This is a genomic window from Micromonospora citrea, from assembly GCF_900090315.1.
Lineage (GTDB): Bacteria > Actinomycetota > Actinomycetes > Mycobacteriales > Micromonosporaceae > Micromonospora > Micromonospora citrea.
The window spans coordinates 1,134,482-1,158,472 of sequence record NZ_FMHZ01000002.1 but is presented as its reverse complement, the minus strand read 5'-3'; the positions used below and the strand labels follow the sequence as shown (position 1 = coordinate 1,158,472).

At 75.3% G+C, this 23,991-nt stretch carries 18 protein-coding genes; all 18 read left to right on the top strand.

Features of this window, described 5'->3' with window-relative positions:
* Window positions 1-62: 62 nt before the first annotated feature.
* On the top strand, window positions 63-845 hold the full coding sequence (gene map, locus GA0070606_RS05450; protein WP_091095624.1) for a type I methionyl aminopeptidase: 783 nt from the start codon (window positions 63-65) through the stop codon (window positions 843-845).
* A 204-nt stretch (window positions 846-1,049) separates the two neighbouring features.
* On the top strand, window positions 1,050-1,262 hold the full coding sequence (locus GA0070606_RS05445) for a hypothetical protein (RefSeq protein WP_091095623.1): 213 nt from the start codon (window positions 1,050-1,052) through the stop codon (window positions 1,260-1,262).
* A 76-nt stretch (window positions 1,263-1,338) separates the two neighbouring features.
* On the top strand, window positions 1,339-2,856 hold the full coding sequence (locus tag GA0070606_RS05440) for a replication-associated recombination protein A (RefSeq protein ID WP_091095620.1): 1,518 nt from the start codon (window positions 1,339-1,341) through the stop codon (window positions 2,854-2,856).
* 2,783 nt (window positions 2,857-5,639) lie between these two features.
* A complete protein-coding gene (locus GA0070606_RS05435) occupies window positions 5,640-6,263 on the top strand; it encodes a hypothetical protein (protein WP_091107333.1) in 624 nt (207 codons plus the stop codon).
* A 149-nt stretch (window positions 6,264-6,412) separates the two neighbouring features.
* On the top strand, window positions 6,413-6,874 hold the full coding sequence (locus tag GA0070606_RS05430; protein ID WP_091095618.1) for a DUF948 domain-containing protein: 462 nt from the start codon (window positions 6,413-6,415) through the stop codon (window positions 6,872-6,874).
* A gap of 27 nt (window positions 6,875-6,901) precedes the next feature.
* Entirely contained in the window at window positions 6,902-7,207 is a 306-nt protein-coding gene (locus tag GA0070606_RS05425) for a hypothetical protein (protein ID WP_091095617.1), read from the top strand.
* Window positions 7,204-9,882, top strand: a complete 2,679-nt coding sequence (alaS, locus tag GA0070606_RS05420) for an alanine--tRNA ligase (protein ID WP_091095615.1) — start codon at window positions 7,204-7,206, stop codon at window positions 9,880-9,882. Before GA0070606_RS05425 ends, alaS begins: the two co-directional genes overlap by 4 nt.
* A 73-nt stretch (window positions 9,883-9,955) precedes the next feature.
* A complete protein-coding gene (gene ruvX, locus GA0070606_RS05415; RefSeq protein ID WP_091095613.1) occupies window positions 9,956-10,417 on the top strand; it encodes a Holliday junction resolvase RuvX in 462 nt (153 codons plus the stop codon).
* The gene (gene mltG / locus GA0070606_RS05410) at window positions 10,414-11,613 is read left to right on the top strand and encodes an endolytic transglycosylase MltG (RefSeq protein ID WP_091095612.1); all 1,200 of its coding nucleotides are present in this window, start codon (window positions 10,414-10,416) and stop codon (window positions 11,611-11,613) included. The genes ruvX and mltG overlap by 4 nt, the downstream gene beginning before the upstream one ends.
* Complete coding sequence (locus GA0070606_RS05405; RefSeq protein WP_091095610.1) at window positions 11,613-12,437, top strand: shikimate dehydrogenase; 825 nt, start codon at window positions 11,613-11,615, stop codon at window positions 12,435-12,437. Before mltG ends, GA0070606_RS05405 begins: the two co-directional genes overlap by 1 nt.
* A 154-nt stretch (window positions 12,438-12,591) precedes the next feature.
* Window positions 12,592-14,292 carry a glycosyl hydrolase gene (locus GA0070606_RS05400; protein WP_091095608.1) on the top strand — a complete coding sequence of 567 codons (1,701 nt, stop codon included), beginning with the start codon at window positions 12,592-12,594 and terminating at the stop codon, window positions 14,290-14,292.
* A gap of 220 nt (window positions 14,293-14,512) precedes the next feature.
* Window positions 14,513-16,444: a hypothetical protein gene (locus GA0070606_RS05395; protein WP_176737512.1), complete on the top strand. Its 1,932-nt coding sequence runs from the start codon at window positions 14,513-14,515 to the stop codon at window positions 16,442-16,444.
* Between the two features lie 93 nt (window positions 16,445-16,537).
* Entirely contained in the window at window positions 16,538-17,089 is a 552-nt protein-coding gene (locus tag GA0070606_RS05390; RefSeq protein ID WP_091095604.1) for an acyltransferase, read from the top strand.
* A complete protein-coding gene (locus GA0070606_RS05385) occupies window positions 17,082-18,698 on the top strand; it encodes a P-loop NTPase family protein (protein ID WP_091095602.1) in 1,617 nt (538 codons plus the stop codon). The genes GA0070606_RS05390 and GA0070606_RS05385 overlap by 8 nt, the downstream gene beginning before the upstream one ends.
* A gap of 2 nt (window positions 18,699-18,700) precedes the next feature.
* Window positions 18,701-20,053 carry an O-antigen ligase family protein gene (locus GA0070606_RS05380; RefSeq protein WP_091095599.1) on the top strand — a complete coding sequence of 451 codons (1,353 nt, stop codon included), beginning with the start codon at window positions 18,701-18,703 and terminating at the stop codon, window positions 20,051-20,053.
* Window positions 20,050-21,747 carry a lipopolysaccharide biosynthesis protein gene (locus GA0070606_RS05375; RefSeq protein ID WP_091095597.1) on the top strand — a complete coding sequence of 566 codons (1,698 nt, stop codon included), beginning with the start codon at window positions 20,050-20,052 and terminating at the stop codon, window positions 21,745-21,747. The genes GA0070606_RS05380 and GA0070606_RS05375 overlap by 4 nt, the downstream gene beginning before the upstream one ends.
* Before the next feature lie 8 nt (window positions 21,748-21,755).
* Window positions 21,756-22,658: a sulfotransferase domain-containing protein gene (locus GA0070606_RS05370; protein WP_091107331.1), complete on the top strand. Its 903-nt coding sequence runs from the start codon at window positions 21,756-21,758 to the stop codon at window positions 22,656-22,658.
* Window positions 22,655-23,908 (top strand): hypothetical protein, encoded by a 1,254-nt coding sequence (locus tag GA0070606_RS05365; RefSeq protein WP_091095596.1) that lies wholly within the window; start codon window positions 22,655-22,657, stop codon window positions 23,906-23,908. Before GA0070606_RS05370 ends, GA0070606_RS05365 begins: the two co-directional genes overlap by 4 nt.
* Window positions 23,909-23,991: the final 83 nt, after the last annotated feature.

The following is a 23,991-nucleotide window of genomic DNA, read 5'->3' as shown; positions in this document are numbered from 1 at the left end:
GCCCGATTCTAGTACCGGGATAATATGGCCGGGATAATTATCGGCCCCGCGGAAGGCGCTGCATGATCGAGATCCTGACCCCCGCCCAACTGCTGCGCGCGAGGGACGCCGGCGCCCTGGTCGCCGACGTCCTGCAGACGCTGAAGAGCCGCAGCACGGTCGGCACGAACCTGCTGGACATCGACCGGTGGGCGCAGGCCATGATCACCGAGGCCGGGGCGCAGTCCTGCTACGTCGACTACGAGCCGTCCTTCGGGCGCGGGCCGTTCGGCCACTACATCTGCACGTCGGTCAACGACGCCGTGCTCCACGGACTGCCGCACGACTACCCGCTCGCCGACGGCGACCTGCTGACGCTCGACCTCGCCGTCTCCACGGACGGGGTCGTCGCCGACTCCGCCATCAGCTTCGTCGTGGGCGACGCGAGGCCCCCGGAGAGCCTCGCGCTGATCGACGCGACCGAGCGCGCGTTGAGCGCGGGGATAGCCGCGGCCGGCCCCGGAGCCCGCGTCGGCGACGTCTCCCACGCCATCGGCTCGGTCCTCAGCGAGGCGGGATACCCGATCAACACCGAGTTCGGCGGTCACGGCGTCGGCTCGACGATGCACCAGGACCCGCACGTGTCGAACACGGGGCGGCCCGGTCGTGGCTACCGGCTGCGTCCCGGGCTGCTGCTGGCACTGGAGCCCTGGGTCATGGCGGACACCGCAAAGCTGGTGACCGATGCCGACGGCTGGACGCTCCGCAGCGCGACCGGCTGCCGGACGGCGCACAGCGAGCACACGATCGCCATCACCGACGACGGGGCCGAGGTGCTCACCCTGCCGAGATCGGCGCGACCGTGAGGTGACACGCCGGCCGCCTCCGCGCCCTCGGCGGGCCGTCACCGGGCGTCGGCGGCGCGCGCGGCCCGTCCGGGTCGCCATTTTCGGCGTACCGGTCAAAGCGGGCGGCCTCCGGAGCGGAGGGCTCCACGGTGGAGATTGGCGAGCGGACCGATCGGGTACATCCCGCGCCGACCTACTGGGAACCCCCACCGGAGGAACGACATGCTCGCCATTCTCGCGGCCATCGTTTTCGGTTTCGCCCTGCTGCTCGACCTCTTCGACACCCGCCTCGGTGCACCGGACCTGCTGAACCCGACCACCCTGCTGATGCTGGGCCTGCTGCTGCTCTCGCTCTACCTGGCCGGCGTCGGCAGCGGCCCGCGCGGTGGGGGCGGCGGTCGCTGGTACCGGGGTCGGCGTCCGGGCCGGGGCTGACCGCGAACGATCATCGTCGGTCCCGTCCCGCGGCGCGCTTCCGGAGCCGTGGGACGGGACCGGTACTGTTCTCGTGATGGAGTCCGACGCCCTCTTCTCCCTCGGTGAGCCCGCCGGAGCGCCCCCCGCGCCCGCGGGTTCCGTCGGTGTGGACAGCTTCACGGCGGTGGGGGAGGATTCGCCCCTGCCGGTCCGGATGCGTCCGCGCAGCATCGACGAGCTGGTCGGGCAGGACCACCTGCTCGCGCCGGGTGCCCCGCTGCGCCAGCTCGTCTCCGCCAGCGCGCCGATGTCGGTCATCCTGTGGGGGCCGCCGGGCAGCGGCAAGACGACCATCGCGCACCTGGTCGCCCGGGCCACCGACCGCCGCTTCGTCGCGATGTCGGCGCTCACCGCCGGGGTCAAGGACGTGCGCGCGGTGATCGAGACGGCCCGCCGGCAGCGCCGCTCGGGCGGCCCCCAGACCGTGCTCTTCATCGACGAGGTGCACCGGTTCAGCAAGACCCAGCAGGATTCGCTGCTCGCCGCCGTCGAGGACCGCACCGTCACGCTGCTCGCGGCGACCACCGAGAACCCGTACTTCTCGGTGATCTCACCGCTGCTGTCGCGGTGCGTGCTGCTCACCCTCCAGCCGCTCGACGACGCGGCGGTGCGTGACCTGCTGCGCCGCGCGGTGACCGACGAGCGCGGCCTCGGTGGCGCGCTGAAGCTGGAGACCGAGGCAGAGGACCACCTGGTCCGCCTCGCGGCCGGCGACGTACGCAAGGCGCTCACCGCGCTGGAGGCGGCGGCGGCCTCCGCCACGGCCCTCGGCGCCGAACGGATCGACCTTGCCACCGCCGAGCAGGCGGTGGACGTGGCGGCCGTGCGCTACGACCGCGCCGGCGACGCCCACTACGACGTGACGAGCGCCTTCATCAAGAGCATGCGCGGCTCGGACGTGGACGCGGCGCTGCACTGGCTGGCCCGGATGCTGGTCGCCGGCGAGGACGCCCGCTTCATCGCCCGCCGCCTGGTCATCTTCGCCAGCGAGGACGTCGGCATGGCCGACCCGACGGCGCTGAGCGTGGCCACCGCCGCCGCCCACGCGGTGGAGTTCGTGGGGCTGCCCGAGGCGCAGCTCAACCTCGCCCAGGCCGTGATCCACCTGGCCACCGCCCCGAAGTCCAACTCGGCCACCGCCGCGATCGGCGCGGCCATCACCGACGTGCGGGCCGGCCGGGGCGGGCCGGTGCCGCGCGGGCTGCGTGACGCGCACTATTCGGGCGCCAAGGGCCTCGGGCACGGCACCGGCTACCGCACCCCCCACAAGGACCAGCGCGGCGTGGTCACCCAGCAGTACGCTCCCGACGACCTCGTCGGCACCGACTACTACCGGCCCAGCCAGCACGGCGCGGAGCGGGCCGTGGCCACCCGGCTGCCGCTGCTGCGCCGCATCGTCCGGGGGCTGCCGGCCCCGGTCACCCCGGCGGAGACGCCGGTCACGGTGACGGGTGGGCCGGCGGGCGACGGCCGCCGGCCGGCGGACACGGTCGGCGCCGGCGCGGCCAGAGAGGGCGGCAGTGACGCCGCCGAGGAGGAGCAGCAGCAGTGAGATCGCGTGGTTCGGAGCGACCGGAGGACGGCCCGGACGAGCGGCGCGACTCCCGCGCCAAGGGTCGCCGCTGGGGGCGGGGCAAGGCCGAGGCCGAGCCCGAGGAGCCGATCAGCGGCGAGGAGTTCGGCTGGATCGACGACCTGCGCTCGGCCAAGCAGCAGCGGACGGAACTGGGGCCGGGCGGGGCGGAGCCCCCGCCGCCCCCGGGCGCCCCGACGCCGCCGGGGCCGGCCGGGCCGCCCCACCGCGCCTCCGGTCCGGCCGCCGCGCCCCCGGTGCGACGCGGTGCCGCGGAGCCTCCGCGTGCTCGCCCGGCGGACGGGCCCTGGCCCGGCGCGGCGGAGCCCCGACCGGCCGGCCCGACGGACGGGCCCTGGCCCGGGTCCCGACCGGCCGGCCCGGCGGCTCCCGCGCCCGGTGTCGCTTCCGCGCCCGGTGTCGCCCCCGCGCCACAGCCCGGACGCCGGGCCCCGGCGGGCCGACCGCAGCCCGGCCCGGACGGGACCGACCGACGCCCCCAACCCGTATCCGGCCCACCGGCCGGTCCTCAGGGCAGCGCGTCGGCCGGTCCGCGCCCGCCGGCCGGTCCGCCGGCCGCTGCCGCGTCGCCGGCCGGCCGGCCGCCCGCCGGCCCGCCGGTCCGCCCGCAACCGGGTCCGCCGGCGGCCCCGCCGTCCGGGCCCTCCGCCGGCCCGCTGGTCCGCCCGCACTCCGGTCCGCCGGCGAGCCCGCGCTCCGGACAGCCCGCCGGCCCGTCGATGGGCGACGCGGGAGCACCGCACGCGGCAGCACCGATGGAACCGCCGGGTCGGCGGCCGGGTCGAGCTGTCGCGCCGACCCCGGGCGCGTCCGGCCGGCCGGGTGGGCCCGTCGGCGCCGCCCGGGTCGGCGTCCCGCCGGCTGGCGTCGCCCAGCCGCCCGTCGGCGAGCCGCCCGCCGGCCCGTCCGACGAACGTGACCCCCGGTCCGGCCGGCTGCGACGCGGCCCGATCGACCCGGCCGGGCCGGCCCAGGCCGGTGGTCCCGGGCTCGCGCCCTCGGCAGCCCCCACCGGCGGCCGCGGACGTGCGGCGTCGGCCGCCCCGACAACCGGCCCGGCCGGCGCGTCGGCCGGAGAGGCCGTCGACGGTCGACGCCCCGGCGCGGGGGCCGGCCGCCGCCGTGCCGCCGAACCGGACGAGCCGTCCGTGCCCCGCTCCGGCAACGCCCCGGCGGTGCCCGGCGCGTTCTCCGCGCCGGATGCCGGGCCGGCGCCCGCGCATCCCGGCCCCGCCCCCCGCGGCCGGCGGGCCGCGTCCGACGAGACCGAGGCGCCGGGCCGGGGTCGGCCGGCGGCCGAGGACGCCGACCCGTCCGCCCGGGGCCGGCGTGCCGCGGCGGGCGTTCCCGCGCCCGCCCGTCGCCCCGACGCAGAGACCGGACCGGCCCGGGGGCGCCGAACGGCGCCCGTCGAGGGGCAGGACCCCGCAGCGGGGCGCCGCGTGGCGCCCGGCGACGGGGCGCCGGACCGGCGGCAGCCGGGCCCGGCGGAGTCCCGGGGCGGTCGACCGGAACGCCCGGCCGACTGGCTCCGGCAGGCCGGACGGACGCACCACACCGATCCCGCGCTGCCGACCGTCAACCGAACGGCAGCGGCGCCGCCCGCACCCGGGGGCCCGCCACCGGCGCCCGGGGCGGAGCAGCGCGGCGCCGGGACGGGCCGCCCTCCCGCGGGCCGCGCGCGGCCCGGCACCCCGCCGCCGCACCCGGGCGACGACACCGGACAGGTGACCGGCCGGGCCCGGGCGGGCGGCGAACCGTCCCGCCCGACCGACGGCACGCCCACCGCCGTGCCAGGCCCGACCGGCGTCGCCCACGCTGGTCCGCCGCCCGCCCGGGGCGCTGCGCGACCGGCACCGGCCGGACCGCCGCCTGCGCACGCCGGGCCGGACGGGGGCGAGCCGCGTCCCGCCGGGCGGGCCCGTCCGGACGCGACCCAGGGCCGACCGGCTCGGGGCGCCGCCCGTCCCGACGCCCCGCCCGCCCGTCCCGACGCCCCGCCCGGCCGGGCCGTGCCGCCGGCCGGGACCGCCCACGGAGCCGTGCCGCCGGCCGGGGCCGTGCGCGGAGCCGTGCCGCCGGCCGGAGCCGTGCGCGGAGCCGTGCCGCCAGCCGGAGCCGTGCCGCCAGCCGGAGCCGTGCCGCCGGCCGGAGCCGTGCCGCCGGCCGGGACCGGCGCCGCCGTTCCGCCGGACGGAGCCCCGGACGCCGGCGGAACGCCGGCCACCGCGACGCCCCGAGGTGCGGACCGGCCGGACGCGCCGGCGGGTCCGCGCAGGCTCGGCGCCGCGCCACCCGGCCCGGACCGGCCGGCGGCGACCGACCGCGCCCGCCCCGGCACCCCGGCCGGTCCCGCCCGGCCGCCCGGCCCCGGGCGGGACCGCTCGGAGCCGACCTCCGGCGCGGGCGCCCGCCCAGGCACGGCCGGCGTGGCCAGGGCGGCGACCCCGGCGCCCCGCCCCGGACCGGACGACCGCGCCGCCGGGCGCGCCCTTCCGCCGCACCGCGAGCCGGGTCGACCGGAACCGTCGCCGGTACCGCCGGTGCCGCCGCCGGGTCCCGCCGGTGAGCCGGCGGTGGCCCGGGCCGCCGCCGTCGTACCGTCGGCCGATCCGGCCGCCACCCGACCGGGCCCCGCGGACGGTCCGGCGCTGCGCCGGGCCGCGGAGCCGGAGTCGCCCGACGACGACGCGCCCGCCACCGGCGGGCTGCGCGGCGCGCGGTCGGAGCTGCGGCGACAGATGCGCGAGCGGCGACGGCTACGGATGGGCGTCCTGGCGCTGGTCAGCGTGGTGCTCCTCGGCGCGATCCCGGTCTTCTTCGGCATCCGCACCCTCAGCCGGGACCCGGTCTTCGACACGCTCGACGAGCTCGACGTGCCGGGCTGGGCGGCGGTGAAGACGGTGGACGACGTCAGCGGAAGCCGCTGGTGCCTGCTCGACTGCCGGCTGCGCGAACGCACCGTCACCTCCGAGCGGTCCCCGGAGGAGACCGCGCAGGTCTACGAGCGGGCGCTGACCGAGGACGGCTGGCGGCCGTGGCAGGTGACCCGCTGCCCCGAGCAGCAGTCGAAGGGCCGCTACACCTGCTGGCGCCGGGACGAGCTGACCCTCGACCTCTGGGTACGCGAGCCGGCCTGCGTGCCGCCGCCGGTGGACGGGGAGCCGGCCCTCGTGCCGTCGCCCGACCCCTCGACCGCTGCGCAGCAGTGCACCGGATCGTTGGTGTCGGTGAAGGTCCGCAACGCGATCGACGACGACCGGACCCGGCCGCAGCCGAGCACCGATCCGTCGCTCACCGGTGAGGACCCGTTCCCGACGCTCAGCGAGGATCCGCTCGGCGAACCGACACCCTCACCGTCCTGAGCCGGTTTCCATCACGGACGGTAGGGTCTGGGGCTGGCGGATCCGCCAGCTCCCGCTGACCCGTGCGGTCGCCGAGCGGCGGTGTGGGCAAGACGGTCGCGCGTTCCGGGGACGTCCCGTCCCCGGAACCCTGCTTGAGGAGGACAGGCGTGGACTTTGGAGAGGTCGCGGCACTGATCGCGGCGATCGCGTTCGCGATGCTGGTGTTGATCCTGACGCTGCCCATCCTGCGGCTGCGGCACACCGTGGACGCCACCACCCGGATGATCAACGACCTCAACGACCGGACCGCGCCGCTGCTGGGCGACGTGAACACCACGGTGAAGAACGTGAACACCGCCCTGGAGCAGGTGCAGACCTCCCTGGACGGGGTGAATCTGCAACTCGCCAAGGTCGACACCATGACCAGCCACGCGCAGAACGTCACCGCCAACGTCGCCAACCTGGCGACCGTCGTCTCCGCCGCCGCGGCCAACCCGTTGGTCAAGGTGGCGGCCTTCGGCTACGGCGTCCGCAAGGCCGCCGCCGCCCGGCGGCACGCCGAGACCGAGCGCGAGGTGCGCGACACCATCAAGCAGCAGCGGCGGGCCGCCAAGCGCGGCAACCGCTGACGGCCACCACCAGGAGGAGCTGGAAGTATGAGGCGCTTGTTCTGGCTCGGCATCGGGCTGGCCGTCGGCGTGGTCGTGGTCCGCAAGGCGACCCGCACCGCGCAGGCGTACACCCCGGCCGGCATCGCCAGCAGCGTGACCGAATCCGCTGGCGGCCTGGCGGAGTCGCTGCGTAGCTTCGTGGAGGACGTCCGGGTCGCGATGGCCGAGCGCGAGCAGGAGATCCACGAGGCGTTCGCCCAGGGCGAGGCGTTCGACGACCAGTTCGCCGAGCTGCGGGAAGACCCGCGTATCGGCGACCGAGAGATCTTTCCGGAGGAACACCAGCGATGAAGACGGCGGAGATCAAGCGGCGGTACCTCGCCCACTTCGAGGCGAACGGCCACGCCGTGGTGCCGTCCGCTCCGCTGCCCGCCATCAGCGACCCGAACCTGCTGTTCGTCAACGCCGGCATGGTGCAGTTCGTCCCCTACTTCCTGGGGCAGCAGAGCGCGCCGTACCGGCGGGCGGTGAGTGTGCAGAAGTGCATCCGCACGCCCGACATCGACGAGGTCGGCAAGACCAGCCGGCACGGCACGTTCTTCCAGATGAACGGCAACTTCTCCTTCGGTGACTACTTCAAGGACGGGGCGATCCCGCTCGCCTGGGACCTGGCCACGAAGTCACAGGAGCAGGGCGGCTTCGGCCTCGACCCGGAGCGGATCTGGCCGACGGTCTACCTGGACGACGACGAGGCGTTCGAGATCTGGCGGTCGGTCGGCGTGCCCGCCGAGCGGATCGTGCGCCGGGGCAAGGCGGACAACTTCTGGTCGATGGGCATCCCCGGCCCGTGCGGCCCGTGCTCGGAGCTGTTCTACGACCGTGGCCCGGAGTACGGCCGCGAGGGCGGTCCGGCGGTCGACGAGGACCGCTACATGGAGTTCTGGAACCTCGTCTTCATGCAGTTCGAGCGGGGCCCGGGCACCGGCAAGGAGGACTACCCGATCCTCGGGGACCTGCCGGCGAAGAACATCGACACCGGCATGGGCCTGGAGCGGATGGCCTCCATCCTCCAGGGCGTCGACAACCTCTACGAGATCGACGAGGTCCGGCCGATCCTCGACCGGGCCGCCGAGCTGACCGGCAAGCGCTACGGCGCCCACTCGGGTCATGTCGCGAGCGAGTCGCACCCGGACGACGTGCGGCTGCGGGTGGTCGCCGACCACGTGCGCACCGCGCTGATGCTGATCGGCGACGGAGTCACCCCGAGCAACGAGGGGCGCGGCTACGTGCTGCGTCGCATCATGCGCCGGGCGATCCGCGCCGTGCGGCTGCTCGGCTGGCAGGAGCGGGCGCTGCCCGAGCTGCTGCCCGTGGCCCGCGACTGCATGTCCCCGTCGTACCCGGAGCTGGCCGCCGACTTCGACCGGATCGCCGACTACGCGTACGCGGAGGAGGACGCCTTCCTGTCCACCCTGCGCGCCGGCACCACGATCCTGGACATGGCGATCGCCGAGACCCGCACCGCCGGCAGGCAGGCGCTGTCGGGCGAGAAGGCGTTCCAGCTGCACGACACGTACGGCTTCCCGATCGACCTGACCCTGGAGATCGCGGCCGAGCAGGGGCTGGCGGTCGACGCGGAGGGCTTCCGCCGGCTGATGGCCGACCAGCGGGCCCGCGCCAAGGCCGACGCGCAGGCGCGCAAGACCGGGCACACCGACCTGTCGGCGTACCGGTCGGTGCTCGACTCGGGCGGCCCGGTGACGTTCACCGGCTACAGCGAGGTGTCCCGGGAGTCGACGGTGCGGGCGGTGCTCGGCGTCGACGGCCCCCGCCAGGCGGCGGTCGAGGGCGACACGGTCGAGCTGGTGCTCGACGCCACCCCGTTCTACGCCGAGGGCGGCGGTCAGCAGCCCGACCTGGGCATGATCACCGTCGGCGGCGGCCAGGTCGAGGTGCTCGACGTGCAGCAGCCGGTGCCCGGCCTGATCGTGCACCGCGCCCGGGTGGTCCGGGGCGAGGTGCGGGCGGGGGAGACCGGCTTCGCCGAGATCGACACCACCCGTCGGCGGGCGATCTCCCGCTCGCACACCGCCACGCACCTGGTGCACCAGACCATGCGCAACTTCCTCGGCGAGTCCGCCACCCAGGCCGGCTCGCTGAACGCCCCGGGCCGGCTGCGGTTCGACTTCAACACCCCGACCGGGGTGGCGCCGAGCGTGCTGCGCGACGTGGAGCAGCAGGTAAACGAGGTGCTCCTCGCCGACCTGGAGGTGCACGCGTTCGTCACCTCGCTGGAGGAGGCGCGGCGGATCGGCGCGATGGCGCTGTTCGGCGAGAAGTACGGCGAGGAGGTGCGGGTCGTCGAGGTCGGCGACTACGCCCGGGAGTTGTGCGGCGGCACGCACGTCGCCCGCTCCGGCCAGCTCGGCCTGGTCAAGATCCTCTCCGAGTCGTCGATCGGTTCCGGCGTGCGCCGGGTCGAGGCGCTGGTCGGCATGGACGCGTTCAACTTCCTGGCCCGGGAACACCTGCTGGTGTCCCGCCTCGCCGAGCTGTACCGGGTGCCCAACGACCAGGTCGCCGACCGGGTCGAGCAGACCGTGACCCAGCTGCGCGACGCGGAGAAGGAGCTGGAGAAGCTGCGGGCCCAGCTGGTGCTGGGCGGCGCGGCGGCGCTCGCCGCGCAGGCCAGGGACGTGCGCGGGGTCGCGTACGTGGGCACCGAGGCGCCGGAGGGCGCGGCCGGCAACGACGTGCGGACCCTGGCCCAGGAGATCCGGGGCAGGATCGACCCGGCGCGGCCGGCGGTGGTCGCGGTGGCGGCCCGGGCAGGAGGCAAGGCCTCTCTGGTGGTCGCGGTCAACCCGGCCGCCCGCAGCCGGGGCCTGTCCGCCGCGGACCTGGTGAAGGCGGCCTTCTCCGGGCGCGGCGGCGGCAGCCCCGACCTCGCCCAGGGCGGCGGCCTGCCGGCGGCGGAAGCGCCGAACCTGCTGCTCACGGTCGAGAAGGCGATCGCCGAGGCGTGAGGCCAGACCGCAGCGACCAGGGCGGACCGGGGCGGTCCGCCCTGGTTCGCCGTTTCGGGGGGAGTCACCGACAGTGAGCGAGTTGTCCCGCGGCGTCCGGCTCGGGGTGGACGTCGGGCAGGTGCGGGTCGGGGTGTCCCGCTCCGACCCGCACGGGGTGCTGGCCACCCCGCTGGTCACCCTCGCCCGCGACCTCACGGCCGGCCCCGACGAGGTGCCGAGCGACATCGCCGAACTCGCCGCGCTGGTGGCCGAGCACGAGGCGGTCGAGGTCGTCGTCGGCCTGCCGGTCAATCTCGCCGGCAGGCACGGTCCGGCGGCCGTGCACGTGAAGGCGTACGCTGACCGACTGGCCGATGTGATAGCGCCCGTTCCGGTGGCGCTCACCGACGAGAGGATGTCCACCGTCGTGGCGTCTCGTAGGCTGGCCGAGCGTGGTGTCCGAGGAAAACGGCAACGGGCGGTGGTCGACCAGGCTGCCGCGGTGGAGATTCTGCAGAGCTGGCTGGACGCGCAGCGGAGGCGGACGCGATGATCGACGATCTGGACCTCGGGTTCGACGAGCAGGAGCGAGGGGAGAAGGGGAAACACCGGCGCAGCGCGATGCGTAAGCGCAACGGTGGCTCCGGCGGCGGCCGGGGCAGGACCGTGCTGGCCCTGCTGCTCGCCCTGGTCCTGCTGGGCGGGATTGGGGGCGGGGCCTTCTACGGCTTCGACCGGATCCAGAACTACTTCGTCACGCCCGACTACGACGGCAGCGGCACCGGCGAGGTGACGGTCGCGATCAAGCAGGGCGCGCTGATCGCCGACATGGCCGACGCCCTCGTCGCCGCCGGCGTGGTCAAGAGCGCCAAGGCGTTCGTCGAGGCGGCCGAGGCCAACTCGCGCAGCAAGAACATCCAGCCGGGCACCTACAAGCTGCGCAAGCAGATGAGCGGGGAGAGCGCGGTCACCGCGATGCTCGACCCGAAGAACCGGATCGTCAACGGGGTCACCATCCCGGAGGGCCGGACGGCGAAGAGCGTCTACAAGCTGCTCTCGGAAAAGACCAAGATCCCGGTCAAGGAGTTCGAGGCGGCGGCGAAGGACCCGATCGCGCGGGGCGTGCCGGACTGGTGGTTCAAGCGCAGCGACGGCAAGAAGGTCAAGCCGTCGATCGAGGGCTTCCTCTACCCGGACACCTACGAGATTCCGCCGAAGGCGACCGCCGAGACGATCATCGAGTTGATGGTGGAGAACTTCCTCAGCGTCACCGGCGAGATGAAGTTCGCCGACCGGGTGCAGAAGGAGCGCGGCGGCATCACTCCGTACGAGGCGCTGATCGTCGCGTCGCTGGCCCAGGCCGAGGCGGGCCGCAAGGAGGACCTGGGCAAGGTCGCCCGGGTCGCCTACAACCGGGCATACGGCGAGTTCCCGTGCAACTGCCTGGAGATGGACGTCACGGTCAACTACTACCTGGAGTTGACCGGCCAGGACACCAAGACCTCCGCCGAGATGACCAGGGAAGAGCTCCTCGACACCAAGAACCCGTACAGCCGCAAGCTGCGGGGGATGATCCCCACTCCGATCAACAACCCGGGCAGGGACGCCATGGCGGGAGCCATGGACCCGCCCGTGGGGAAGTGGCTCTGGTTCGTGGCGGTCGACAAGAAGGGGACCACGGAGTTCGCCGAGACCTACGACGAACAGAAGAAGAACGAGGCGAAGGCCCGGGAGAACGGCGTCATCTGATGACGGCCGCACGGCGGGCGGGGGTGCTCGGCAAGCCGATCGCGCACTCCCTCTCCCCGGTGATCCACCACGCCGGCTACGCGGCGGCGGGGCTGACCGGATGGTCGTACACCCGGATCGAGTGCGCGGCGGCGGAGCTGCCGGACGTGGTCGCCGGCCTCGGCCCGGAGTGGGCCGGGCTGTCGGTGACCATGCCGGGCAAGGAGGCGGCGCTCGCGGTGGCCGCCGCGGTCTCGCCGGTCGCCGCCGCGGTCGGCGCCGCCAACACGCTGGTACGCCGACCGGACGGCTCCTGGTACGCCGACAACACCGACGTCGTCGGCATGGTCGAGGTGCTCGCCGAGGCCGGGGTGCGCCCCGGCGCGACGGTGTCGGTGCTGGGCGCGGGCGGCACCGCGCGCGCGGCGGTGGCGGCGGCCGGGCGGCTGGCCGCCCGCGCCGTGACCGTGGTGGCCCGCCGACCGGAGGCGGTCGGGGAGTTGCGCCCCGTGGCGCGCGCGGTCGGCGTGGAGCTGACCGGCGCGCCCTGGGCCGACGCGGCGGACCGGTGCCGCGCCGACGTGGTGGTCTCCACCGTGCCGAAGGGGGTCGCCGACCCGCTCGCCGGCGCGGTGGCCTGGCGGCCGGAGACGGTGCTCTTCGACGCGCTCTACGACCCGTGGCCGACGCCGCTGGCCGCCTCGGCCGAGGCCGTCGGCTGTCGGATCGTCTCCGGGCTCGACCTGCTCCTGGCCCAGGCGGTGGGCCAGTTCGAGCACTTCACGGGCGTCGCCGCGCCCCGGGCGGCGATGGCCGCCGCGCTGGCCGCCGCCCGCGCCGCCTGACCGACCCCGTGGGACGGGGAGTGTCCCCTGTGGTCATCGAGGGCATCCTTAGGCGACGGTTAAGACGCGCTTACGTCCGGCTGTCCTGCGCACGTCGCGTGGCGGTCATGGTTACGCTGCTGACCGTCACCGTCCCAGACACAGGGAGTGTTCCTTGAGCAGGCACGGACTGCACCGCCTCACCCGCGACCGCGGCCCACGGCGCAAGGCCGTGGTGCTCGGCGTGGTCGGCGCCACCGTCGTCGCCGGCATCGTGGCCGGCACGATGCCGCTGCTGGCCGCCGACGACGTGTCGATCCCGGCGGCCGCGGACACCACGGCGACGACGGTGCCGCAGGACGGCGACAACGGCGCGAAGACCACCCTGGCGACCTGCCCGGCCCCCTGCGACGGCAACCCGCGCGGCGCCCGGCAGGCGGTCGTCCGCTTCGCCGTGACCACGCTGCCGGCGTCGGCCGTCAACGTCCGGGCCACGCTGCGCGTGCACGCCTGGCAGAAGTTCCCCGCGACCGTGACCGCGCACGCCGCCACGGTCGACGCCCGGGCGGCGCGCCCGGCGCCCGCGCCGGCCGGCCCGGCCCTGGACACCGTCTCCGGGGTGGTGCCCGGGTTCAACGAGTGGGACGTGTCGGGGCTGGTCACCGGGAACGGCACCTGGACGGTGTCGCTGGCGCAGACCGGCCTGGAGAGCAGGATCTACTGGGCGTCGACGGAGAACCGCAACCCCGACCTGCGCCCGCGCCTGGAGATCCGCTACGACGTCGGCGCCGCGCCCACACCGGTGGTGACCACCGCCGCACCCTCTCCGAGCCGGACCCTGGCGCCGCCGCCGCCCGCGCCGACGCCCAGCGCCGGTCCGACCCGGCCGACGCCGAGCCCGTCGGCCAGCCCTTCGACCGGCACGGGCCGGTGCGGCGAGGTGTCCGGCAAGCTCGTGCCCTCCTGCGGCGCCTGGTGGGGGATGTACTCCCCGGCCAGCGCGGCCGACGGGTGGGACCACGGCGCCGCGGTCGCCGAGGTGGAGGCGCAGGTCGGGCGGAACTTCGACGTCGTGCACCGCTACCACGACTTCTCCAACGCCGGCAGCAACGGCGCCTTCCCGGACGCCTACCAGCGGCAGCAGATGCGCGAGGGCCGGCTGATGTTCTTCGCCTGGGAGTCCCGCGTGTTCTCCTCCGGCGCCGTGCTCACCTGGCGGGACGTCTACAGCGGCCGGTACGACGCCACCATCGACGCGGTCGCCGGCCGGATCCGGGACACCGGCGTGCCGGTCTTCATGGGCTTCGACCACGAGCCGGAGGACGAGCCGGAGAAGGGCAGCGACGCCGACTTCGTCCGCGCCTGGCGGCACGTGCACGACCGGTTCGCCGCCGCGGGCGCCCACAACGCCGTCTGGGTGTGGACGATGATGGGCTGGTCCGGCCACTACGACCGGTACGCCGGGCTCTACCCGGGCGACCGGTACGTCGACTGGGTGGGCTACGACCCGTACAACTTCCACGTCTGCAACGGCAGCAAGGTGTGGAAGAGCCCGGCCACCACCATCGGCGGTTTCTACCGGTGGCTCGACGAGCACCGCCTCGGCGTCGGCAAGCCGCGGATGCTGGCCGAGTTCGGCACCAACTTCGACGCGGCCGACCCGGACGCGAAGCGGCGCTGGTTCGAGGAGTTCCCGGCGGCGCTCAAGGCGCACCCGAAGATCAAGGCGGCGATCTACTTCAACTCCGCCGGGATGACCCGCCGGACGAGCACCTGCGACATGACGATGAACCACGACGCGGCAGCGGTGGCCGGGTTCGCCCGTGCCGGCCGCGACAGCTACCTGCGGCAGCCGACCACCGGAGGACGCCGCTGACGGGGGATGGCCATCCGAGAATCGACTGCGGTCGCGATGAGTCGGACATCCGACTCATCGCGCGCGCTGTCGTGGAACCGACGCGTCACCGCCCAATCGGCGGATATCGCCGAGCGGGGTCGGCAGGGCACGCTACGCGGGTTCTCTTCCACCTTGGAGGCGTAGCGTGCCCGGAACTCCGCTCTCTCGGCGACCAGCCGGATTCCGCACCCGGGCGGCGGTGGTCAGCCTGGTGACCCTCGCCGCCGTGCTGGCCGTCCCCACCGGGACGTCGGCCGCCGTGGTGCCGGCTCCCGAACCGGCGACCCTGGTCTCGGCGAACCCCGCCGACGCCACACCCCACGCCAGGGACGGCGAGACCCGCGCCTTCGCCCAGGTCGGCTCCACGGTGTACGTCGGCGGCAGCTTCACCCAGATCCGGCAGACCGCCAGCGCGGCGTGGACCACCCAGCGCTACCTCTTCGGGTACGACCGGGCCACCGGGACGATCTCCACCACCTTCCTGCCGGTGCTCGACGGGGCCGTCAACACGCTGGTCGCCGGGCCGGGCGGCACGCTGATCGTCGGCGGCGCCTTCAAGACCGTCAACGGCGTGTCGCGCAAGAACCTGGTGGCGCTGAACCCGACCACGGGCGCGATCGTCGACAGCTGGGTCGGCCGCTCCGACGGCGGCACCGTGCGTGACCTGGCGCTGCACGGCAACTGGCTCTACGTGGCCGGGGCGTTCAACTGGCTCAACGGCACCGCGCACTCCGGCCTCGGCCGGCTCGACGCCACTACCGGCGCCATCGACCCGACCTTCACCGTCGACGCCACCGTCGGGCGCCACAGCACCACCTCGTACGTGTGGACCATCGACGTCTCGCCCGACGGCGGCACGCTGGCCGTCGGCGGCAACTTCCTCTACGTCGACGACCTGCCGCGCAACCAGATGGCGCTGGTCGACCTGTCGGGCACGCCGACCGTGCTGAACTGGAGCACCGAGAAGTTCGTCCCGCCGTGCGCGGCCCCGGCGACCTTCGTGCACTACGTGCAGGACGTCAAGTTCGGCGGCGACGGCAGCTGGTTCGTCGTCGGCACCAACGGCGGCGCGGGCTGGCCGGCCGCGTACTGCGACGCGCTGGTGCGGTTCGAGACCGCGGCCCGGGGCGCCGGGCAGCTCGGCACCTGGGTCGACTACACCGGCAACGACACCATCACCTCCGTGGAGGTCGCCGACAACGTCATCTACCTCGGTGGGCACTTCCGCTGGCTGAACAACCCGAACGCCAGCGACCGGGCCGGCGCCGGCGCGATCGACCGGCTCGGCATCGCCGCGGTCACCCCGGCCACCGGGATGCCGGTCAACTGGAACCCGCGCCGCAGCGGCAGCGCCTCCATGCCGGCCGGCACCAGCAACTGGGGTTCGTCGGTGCCGGTGCTCTGGCGCGGCAGCGACGGCCTCTACTTCGGCCACAACTCCGACGGGATGGGCAACGAGTACCACGGCCGGCTCGGCATGTTCCCGCTGACCGGCGGGCGCACCATCACCCCGAAGAACGCGCCGACCGCGACCGCCGGCAACCTCTACGTCGGCACCGGTCCCGGCCAGCTGGCCAGGGTCCCGTTCGACGGCACCGGCGTCGGCACCCCGACCACCGTCAGCCAGCCCAACTACACCGCGGCCGGCGCCACCTGGCGGGTGGCCGACCGGATCTACTGGTCGCACACGGTCGCCGGCACCCCCACCGGCAGCCGGATCGACATCTCGATGTTCAACGGCGTGACGATCGGCGCGCCCTGGGAGGCGTCCGGCTACAACGACTGGTTCAACCCGGCGGCGATGAGCGGGGCGTTCTATCTCGACGGTCGCCTCTACTACACCCGCACGGGCGCCAGCGGCCTCTACTACCGCTACTTCGAGATCGACGGCAACTACCTCGGCGCCACCGAGTTCACCCTGCCCACCACCGGGGTCGCCTGGTCGACCGTGCGCGGCATGGCCTGGGTGGCCGGGAAGATCGTGTACGGCGCCACCGACGGGACGCTGCGCAGCGTGCCGTTCGACCCGACGGCCGCCCCGGCGGTCGACGGGACGGCGGCGACCGTCGTCGCCCCGGCGGCGGCCGGTGTGACCTGGTCGACCCCGTCGACGTTCTTCTCCGTGCAGTGAGGGTCAACAGTTCGTGACGGACATCGGTAGATTGTTCACGTTGGGCCGGCGACGGATCAGCCGTCGCCGGCCCCCGCGACGTAGGGAGGGTCGTTGGTCGGCGCGGGTGGCCTCCGCCGGGGGCTCGCGGTGCGCGCGGTCTTCGCGGTCAAGCGCGGCTGGTACCGGCTGCGCTACCCCCGGCTGACCCTCGGCCGGGGCGTCGAGATCCGCGGCCGGATCCGCCTGCGCCGGGGCGTACGGGTGAGCATCGGCGACCGCACGCGGCTCAACAAGCTGGTCCGCTTCGCCGGCCCCGGCGAGGTCACCGTCGGCGCCGACTGCCTGCTGAACGCCACCTGGATCGGCACCTGGACGTCGGTGACGATCGGCGACCGGTGCCTGCTTTCGGACTGCGAGCTGCTGGACAACGACTTCCACAACCTGCCGCCCGAGCGGCGGCACGACCCGCCCGTGCCGGCCACCCGCGCCCCGATCACGATCGAGGACAACGTGTGGATCGGGGCGCACGCCCTGGTGATGAAGGGCGTGCGGATCGGCCGGGACAGCGTCGTGGGCGCCGCCACCGTGGTCCGCACCGACGTGCCGCCGCGGGTCGTGGTCGCCGGAAATCCACAACAGACGGTGAAGAAGTTCCATGACTGACGCTCCTGCCGGCTCCTGGTCCACCGACGCACCCGCCAACGGTGGCGGGGCGGGCCGCACCGTCACGCTGACCGACGTGCTCCGCGTGCCGGTGCACCGGATCCGGCTGGTGGCGGCCGTCGCCGCGCTCGGCCTCGTCGCCGCGCTCGGCTACGTGTTCCTCGTTCCGGCCGCGGTGACCGCCAGCGCGGTCGTGGCGGTCCGGCCCGTCGTGACCGACGCGTTCACGCCCAGCGGGGCCAACGCCGACCGGGCGGTCAACATGAACGTGGAGAGCGGCATCGCCACCGGCACCGAGGTGGTGCAGCGGCTGGCCGAGGCGGGCGGGCAGGATCCGCGCGCGGTGCGCGACGCCCTCGAGGTGGAGGTGCCCACGGGCGGGCAGATCCTGCGCTTCGTCTACCAGGCGCCCACCGCGGAGCAGGCGGTGGAGGGCGTCAACCTGGCCGCCCGCGCCTACCTGGAGGTGCGTCGGGCGATGTACGAGAAGCAGCGCGAGGAGATGCTGCGCTCGTACGACGAGAGCATCAGCAAGGTCGCCGCCCAGCAGGCCGCCCTGCAGAAGCGCGTCAACAACGCCCGGGAGGGCGCGGTCGACGCGGCGGTGACCGAGCTCGCCGGCATCAACAACCAGCTCACGCAGCTCAACGCGGCCCGTACCGAGATCGCCGCGGTCGACGTCAACCCCGGCTGGGTCACCCAGACCGCCGAGCGGGCCCTCGCGTCCTCCGCCGGGAACCGCCCGCTCTTCGTGCTCGCCGGCCTGCTCGGCGGGACGCTGCTCGGCGTGGTGCTGGCGTACGCCTGGGAGTCGCTCGACCGGCGGATCCGGTCCGTCGACGACGGCCGCGACGCCACCGGCCTGCCCCTGCTCGGCACCGTCCGCAGTCGCCGGTGGCGCGGCGGCAGGGAGGCGGTCGACGCCGACATCCGGTACGTGGCGATGGCCATCGCCGAGCGGGTGCGCCAGCCCGCCCGGGTGTCGCTGCTGACCGCCCGCGAGGAGGATCCGACGGCCATCACCGCCGGTCTGGCCGTCGCCCTGGCGGCCGTCGGCCGGGAGGTCTTCGTCGCCGACGACAGCGGTCGCGCCGAGCGGCTGCGCGGCACGGTGCTCGCCGACCGGGAGCGGCTGCCCGCCGCCGCCGACCCGTCCCGCCCGGCCGTCCCGAAGCCCCGCACATCCGGCTCGGCCGACGCGGCGCCCGGCGACGCGCCCGCGCAGCCGCCGGCCCGCCGGCCGTCGCCGCACCCGCCCGGCGCGCGCCCCTCCACCGACCCGGACGCCACGCTCACCCTGCCCCGCGTCTCCAACGTGGTGACCGGCGACAAGGGCCGGGTGACGGGCGCCGACCCGGTGAGCGTGGGTGCGGGCAGCGTGCGGTTCGGCACCTGGCGGCAGGGCGCCGACCACAGCCTCGTGCTCTTCAACGCCCCGCCGGCCGAGTCCGACGAGCGCGGCGTCGCCGTCGCCCGGCAGGGCACCGCCGTCGTGGTGGTCGAGCGTGATCGCACCCGGCAGAACGACCTGCGCCGGCTCGTGGAGCGCCTGCGCGCCGCCGGGGTCACCCCGCTCGGCTTCGTGCTGACCCGCAGCGGCCGGGGCTGACGGTGCCGCTCACCCGAGCGCCGGCCACGAGCGAGCCCGGCGGGCGCCCGTACGCCGCCGCCCCGCCGCCGCGACCGCCGGCCCCGCCCCGGCTGCCGCTCTGGCCGCTGGCCGCGATGTTCGGCCTGGTGCCCGTGTGGTGGCTGACCGGGGCGTTCTACCTCGGCTGGCCGCTGCTCGGCGCGCTGCTGTTCGCGCTGCTGGTCATCCGGGGGCGGGTGCCGCTGCCGCCGGCCGCCGGGATCTGGCTGCTCTTCCTGGCCGTCGTCGTGGTCAGCGCCACCCAGCTCCAGTCGCCGGCCTCGGTGCTGACCTTCGCCCTGCGGCTCGCCTTCTACCTGACCGCGCTCGTGGTCGGCGTCTACGTCTACGCGGTCGCCCGGGAACGTGCCGACCTGGTCGCCGTGCTCGTGCCGCTCTGCGCGTTCTGGTTCGCGCTGGTCGCGCTGGGCTGGCTGGGCGTGCTGACGCCCCGGTTCGCGCTGACCACCCCGATGGAGGTGCTGCTCCCCGGCGCGGTGGCCCGCACCCCGTTCATCCACGACATGGTCCACCTGACCACCGCGGAATACAGCGAGCGGTCGCTGAACCCCATCTACCGGCCGGCCGCGCCGTTCGCGTACACGAACAACTACGGCAGCGCGTACGCGATGACGCTGCCCTGCGTGGTGGCCTTCACCATGCTGCGTCGGCGCGGCGTGCTGCGCTGGGCGCTGCTGGCGTCGCTGCCGCTGTCGCTCGTGCCCGCCTTCCTCACGCTGAACCGCGCGATGTTCCTCAGCATCGGCGCCGGGCTCGCGGTGCTCGGCGTCCGGGCCGCCCTGCGCGGCAACGTCCGGGTGGCCGCGTCGATCGTCGGCGTGGTCGTCGTCGGCGGCCTCACCACCCTGTTCATACCCGTCGCCGAGCTGATCGGCAACCGCGTCGAGTCCAGCGACACGAACACCGACCGGCTCTCCCTCTACGTCGAGGTGATCCGCCGGGTGAAGGAGTCGCCGTGGCTCGGCTACGGCGCGCCCGTCAACGTGGACACGGTCACCGCCCAGGCGCCCATCGGCACCCAGGGGCAGCTCTGGATGGTGCTGTTCAGCCACGGCGTGCCGGCGCTGCTGTGCTTCCTCGCCTGGTTCGTCGCCGCCGCGCTGATCTGCGCCCGGGCCACCTCGGCGGCCGGGCAGTGGCTGTCCGTGGTGCCGGTGGTCTGCCTGGTGCAGATCCCGTTCTACGGCATGGCCAACCAGAACCTCGCGGTCGCCTTCTTCGCCGTCGCCTTCGCGATGGCGCTCACCGAGCGGGAGGCGGCGCTGCGCCCGCACCGCCCCCGGCCGCTCGACGCGCGGGCGGTGCCGGCATGACCGCCGCCACCCGCCCTCCGACCGGCGCCGGGGACCCGAGGGGCGCCAGGGGCCCGGCCGGCGCCGCACACACGGGCGCCGTCGACGCGTCCGGCGTCGGTGCTCCGGCGGGCTCCGTCGGCCGGAGCGGGGACGGCGACGGGCCGGTCGACGGCGCGGCCGAGACGCGGCGCAGCGCCCGCAGCGGGGCCGCCGGCCTGGTCGGCGCCGCCACCAGCGGCCTCTTCGGCTTCCTGCTCGCGGTCGTCATCACCCGCGGCTACGGCACGGCGGGCTCCGGCGCGTTCTTCGCCGCGATCGGCGTGGTCACCGTCGCCACCGCCGTCTGCACCCTCGGCGCCGAGACCGGGCTGATGTGGGCGCTGCCCCGCCGGCGCGGCGGCACCGGTGGCGACGCCGCCCGGATGCTTCCGGTGGCGCTGCTGCCGCCGCTGCTGACCGCCGTCGTCGTCGCCGTGGCCGGGGTGCTCGCCGCGGACGCGCTCGCCCCGCGCCTGCTCGACGACTCCGGCGACGGCGGCGCCGCCCTGCTGACGGTCAGCTTCGCCGCGGTGCCGGTGGTGGTGGCGACGACGCTGCTGCTCGCCGCGCTGCGCTGCGTGCGCCCCATCCGGGCGTACGTCGGGGTGCAGTTCTTCCTGCTGCCGGTGGCGCGGCCGGTGCTGGTCGGCGCGGCGGTGCTGGCCGGCGGAGGGCTGCTCGCCGGCATGGCCGGCTGGCTGGTGCCGGCGGCGCTCGCCCTGCTGGCCTGCCTGACACTGGTCGCGGGGCCGCTCGGCGTCGGCCGTGGCGCGGCGCTGCGGCCGGCACGGGCCGACTGGTCGGCCTTCTGGCGGTTCGCCCTGCCCCGGGCCGCCTCCGCGGCGATCGACGCCGGCAACATGTGGGTGGGCGTGCTGCTCACCTCGGTGCTGGCCGGGCCGGCCGACGCCGGCGTGTTCGGCGCCGTCGGTCGCTACATCCTCGCCGGCCAGCTGGCCATGCAGGGGCTGCGGGTGGCCGTGTCGCCGCAGCTGTCCCGGCTGCTCGGGCGGGGGGAGCGGGGCGCGGCGGCCGCCGTCCACCGGCAGTTGACCACCTGGGGGCTGGTGCTGTCGTGGCCGGTCTACCTGCTGCTCGCCGTCTTCGGCCTGGCCTTCCTCCAGCTCTTCGGGCCCGAGTTCACCGCCGGGGCCACCGCGATGACCGTGCTCGCGCTGGCCATGCTGGTCAACACCGGGGTCGGCAACGTGCAGAGCCTGCTGCTGATGGGGGGTCGCAGCGGCCTGCACCTGGCGGCCACGCTGGCCGGGCTGCTGGTGACCGTCTCCCTGGGCCTGTGGCTGATCCCCGCGCACGGGGCGACCGGGGCGGCGCTGGCCTGGGCGGCCGGCATCGCCACCGAGAACCTCACCGCGGCCGGCTGCGCCCGGGTCGTGGTCGGCCAGCCGCTGGTCGACGCGGCGATGCTGCGCGCGGGAGCGGCCACCGTCGCCGGGGTCGGGATCGCGGCGACGGTCGGGGTGCTGGCCGGCGGGCGGGGGACCGGCGGGCTGGCGGTGGCGGTGGGCGTGCTGGCCGCCGGCTGCGTCGGCTTGTTGACGTTGCCCGTGGTACGGGCGCGCGTCCGGGTGACCATGGTGCAGATCCGTGGGCGACGGGAGGCGGCCCCGGCCGCCGCCGGGCCCGCCCCGGAGGAGTCGAAGGGCAGGTGAGGTCCGTCGTGCCGTCCATCCGTGACCGGGTGAAGCAGCTCGTCCCGACCCAGGTGACGAACCGGGTGAAGGAGTCCCTCGTCGACTACGGGGTGCGCACCAGCGACCGGCGGCCGCTGCCGGACTTCCTCATCATCGGCACCAAACGGGGCGGCACGACGTCGCTGTGGAACTACCTCATCCAGCACCCGCTGGTGCCCCGGCTCTTTCCGGCGTGGAACACCAAGTCCGCGCACTACTTCGAGGAGCACTGGCGGCGCGGCGAGGCCTGGTACCGGTCGCACTTCCCGACGCAGCGGCAGCGGGAGGCGCTCCAGCGGCGGCACGGCGGGCCGGTGCGGGTCGGCGAGGCCGCGCCGCTGTACATGTTCCACCCCCTCGCGGCGCAGCGGGTCGCCGCCCTCATGCCGTCGGTGCGGCTGATCGTGCTGCTGCGCGACCCGGTGGAGCGGGCGTATTCGCACTGGAAGGAGCGGCGCACGCACGGCATCGAGCCGCTCGACTTCGCCGCCGCGCTCGCCGCCGAGGAGGAACGCACGGCGGGGGAGCGGGAGCGGCTGATCGCCGAGCCGGAGTACTTCAGCGAGCCGTACGACTGGTACACCTACCGGGCCCGGGGCCGCTACCTGGAGCATCTGGAGCCGTGGCTGGAGCGGTTCGACCGGGCGCAGATCCTCTTCCTGCCCAGCGAGGACCTCTACCGCGACGCCCGGTCCACCTACCGCCGCACCCTGGACTTCCTTGGCCTGCCCCCGCACGACCTGCCCGACTTCAAGGTCTACAACGACCGCCGCTCGGCCCCGCTGGAGCCGACGGTGCGCGCCGAGCTGACCGAGTACTACCGCCCGTACAACGACGCGCTGCGGCAGCGGCTGGGGCTGGACCTCGACTGGCCGGACCGGGCCGCGTGACGGCGCGGGTCGCCGCGCCGGCCGACCCCCGGTCCCGGGCGGACGGGCTGGGCTGGGTCACCCGGGCGGTGTTCGGCGACGAGCGGATCGCGCTGACCGTGGGCGGCCCACCGCCGCCCGGCCACCGCGCAGCCGCCCGGTACGCGGTCGTCCCGTCGGTCGCCCGGGCCCGGTTCCTGCTGCCGCTCGGCGCGCCCCGGGCCACGGCCGCCTCGCTGCTGGCGTACAACGCGCTGCGCCCGCCGAAGGTCCGTGCGGTGCGGGCCGTGCTCGGCGGGCTCGCCCGGGTCGGCGCCCTCGACCTGGCCCCGTTCCCACGGCTGACGGTGTGGCTGCCCGGCGGTCTCGCCGCCGACGAGGTGCTGCTGGCGCGCCGGCTGGCCGGTGGGCCGGCGGTACACGCGGCCTGCGGTGTCCGGCCGCCGGACCCGAACCACAAGCCGACCCTGCAACTGTTCGACCCGGCCGGCCGCCCTCTCGGCTACGCGAAGATCGGCTGGAACGGCGCCACCCGGGCGCTGGTGTCCACGGAGGCGGCGGCGCTGCGCGAGCTGCCTCGGGTGGCCGGCACGCCCGACCATCCGGCGGCGCCCCGGCTGCTGGCCGAGGTGGCCGTGGCGGGGCAGGTGATCGCGCTGGTCGAGCCGTTGCCGTCGGACGTGCGGGGGGTGCCGGCCGACGATCCGCCGCGGCTGGCGGCGTTGCTCGCGGTGGCCCGCCGGGGCAGGCCGCCGGCGCCGCCGCGCCCGCTGGCCGGGTCGGCCTTCCTGGCCCGGCTGGTCGCCGAGGCGGAGCGCGCCGCCGCCGGCACGCCCGACGGGGCCCGGGCCGTCGCCGCCGTGGCCGCGCTGGCCCGCCGGCACGGCGACACGACCGTCGAGTTCGGGCACTGGCACGGCGACTGGGTGCCGTGGAACCTCGGCGTGCACGCCGACGGGCTGGTCGCCTGGGACTGGGAGCACAGCGGGCCGGACGTGCCGCTCGGTTTCGACCTGGCGCACGACGCGTTCCAGCGCGCCCTGGTGCTGCGCGGCGAGCCGGCGGCGACGGCGGCGCGGGCCGTCGACGCCCACCTCGACCGGCACGGTGCCGGGCTGGGGCTCGATCCGGCGGCGCGCCGGCTGGTGGCCGACGGCTACCTGCTGGAGATGTGGCTGCGCACCTGGCGGCTCGCCGATGCGGGCGCGGGCTGGAACGCGGCGCTGCATCCCGCCCTGTTGGACGTCGTCGAGAAACGACATAGCGGCTGATCCGCCCGATCCGGCGAGATCGAGCGTCAAGGTCCGCTTCGGACGGTGACGCGGAAACTCCTGGTCGTGACGACCGTCGGTGG

Excerpts from the sequence above, each read along its gene's own strand:
- map (WP_091095624.1), top strand. The coding sequence starts at position 63 with ATGATCGAGATCCTGACCCCCGCCCAACTGCTGCGCGCGAGGGACGCC.
- GA0070606_RS05445 (WP_091095623.1), top strand. The coding sequence starts at position 1,050 with ATGCTCGCCATTCTCGCGGCCATCGTTTTCGGTTTCGCCCTGCTGCTC.
- GA0070606_RS05440 (WP_091095620.1), top strand. The coding sequence starts at position 1,339 with ATGGAGTCCGACGCCCTCTTCTCCCTCGGTGAGCCCGCCGGAGCGCCC.
- GA0070606_RS05435 (WP_091107333.1), top strand. The coding sequence starts at position 5,640 with ATGCGCGAGCGGCGACGGCTACGGATGGGCGTCCTGGCGCTGGTCAGC.
- GA0070606_RS05425 (WP_091095617.1), top strand. The coding sequence starts at position 6,902 with ATGAGGCGCTTGTTCTGGCTCGGCATCGGGCTGGCCGTCGGCGTGGTC.
- alaS (WP_091095615.1), top strand. The coding sequence starts at position 7,204 with ATGAAGACGGCGGAGATCAAGCGGCGGTACCTCGCCCACTTCGAGGCG.
- mltG (WP_091095612.1), top strand. The coding sequence starts at position 10,414 with ATGATCGACGATCTGGACCTCGGGTTCGACGAGCAGGAGCGAGGGGAG.
- GA0070606_RS05405 (WP_091095610.1), top strand. The coding sequence starts at position 11,613 with ATGACGGCCGCACGGCGGGCGGGGGTGCTCGGCAAGCCGATCGCGCAC.
- GA0070606_RS05385 (WP_091095602.1), top strand. The coding sequence starts at position 17,082 with ATGACTGACGCTCCTGCCGGCTCCTGGTCCACCGACGCACCCGCCAAC.
- GA0070606_RS05375 (WP_091095597.1), top strand. The coding sequence starts at position 20,050 with ATGACCGCCGCCACCCGCCCTCCGACCGGCGCCGGGGACCCGAGGGGC.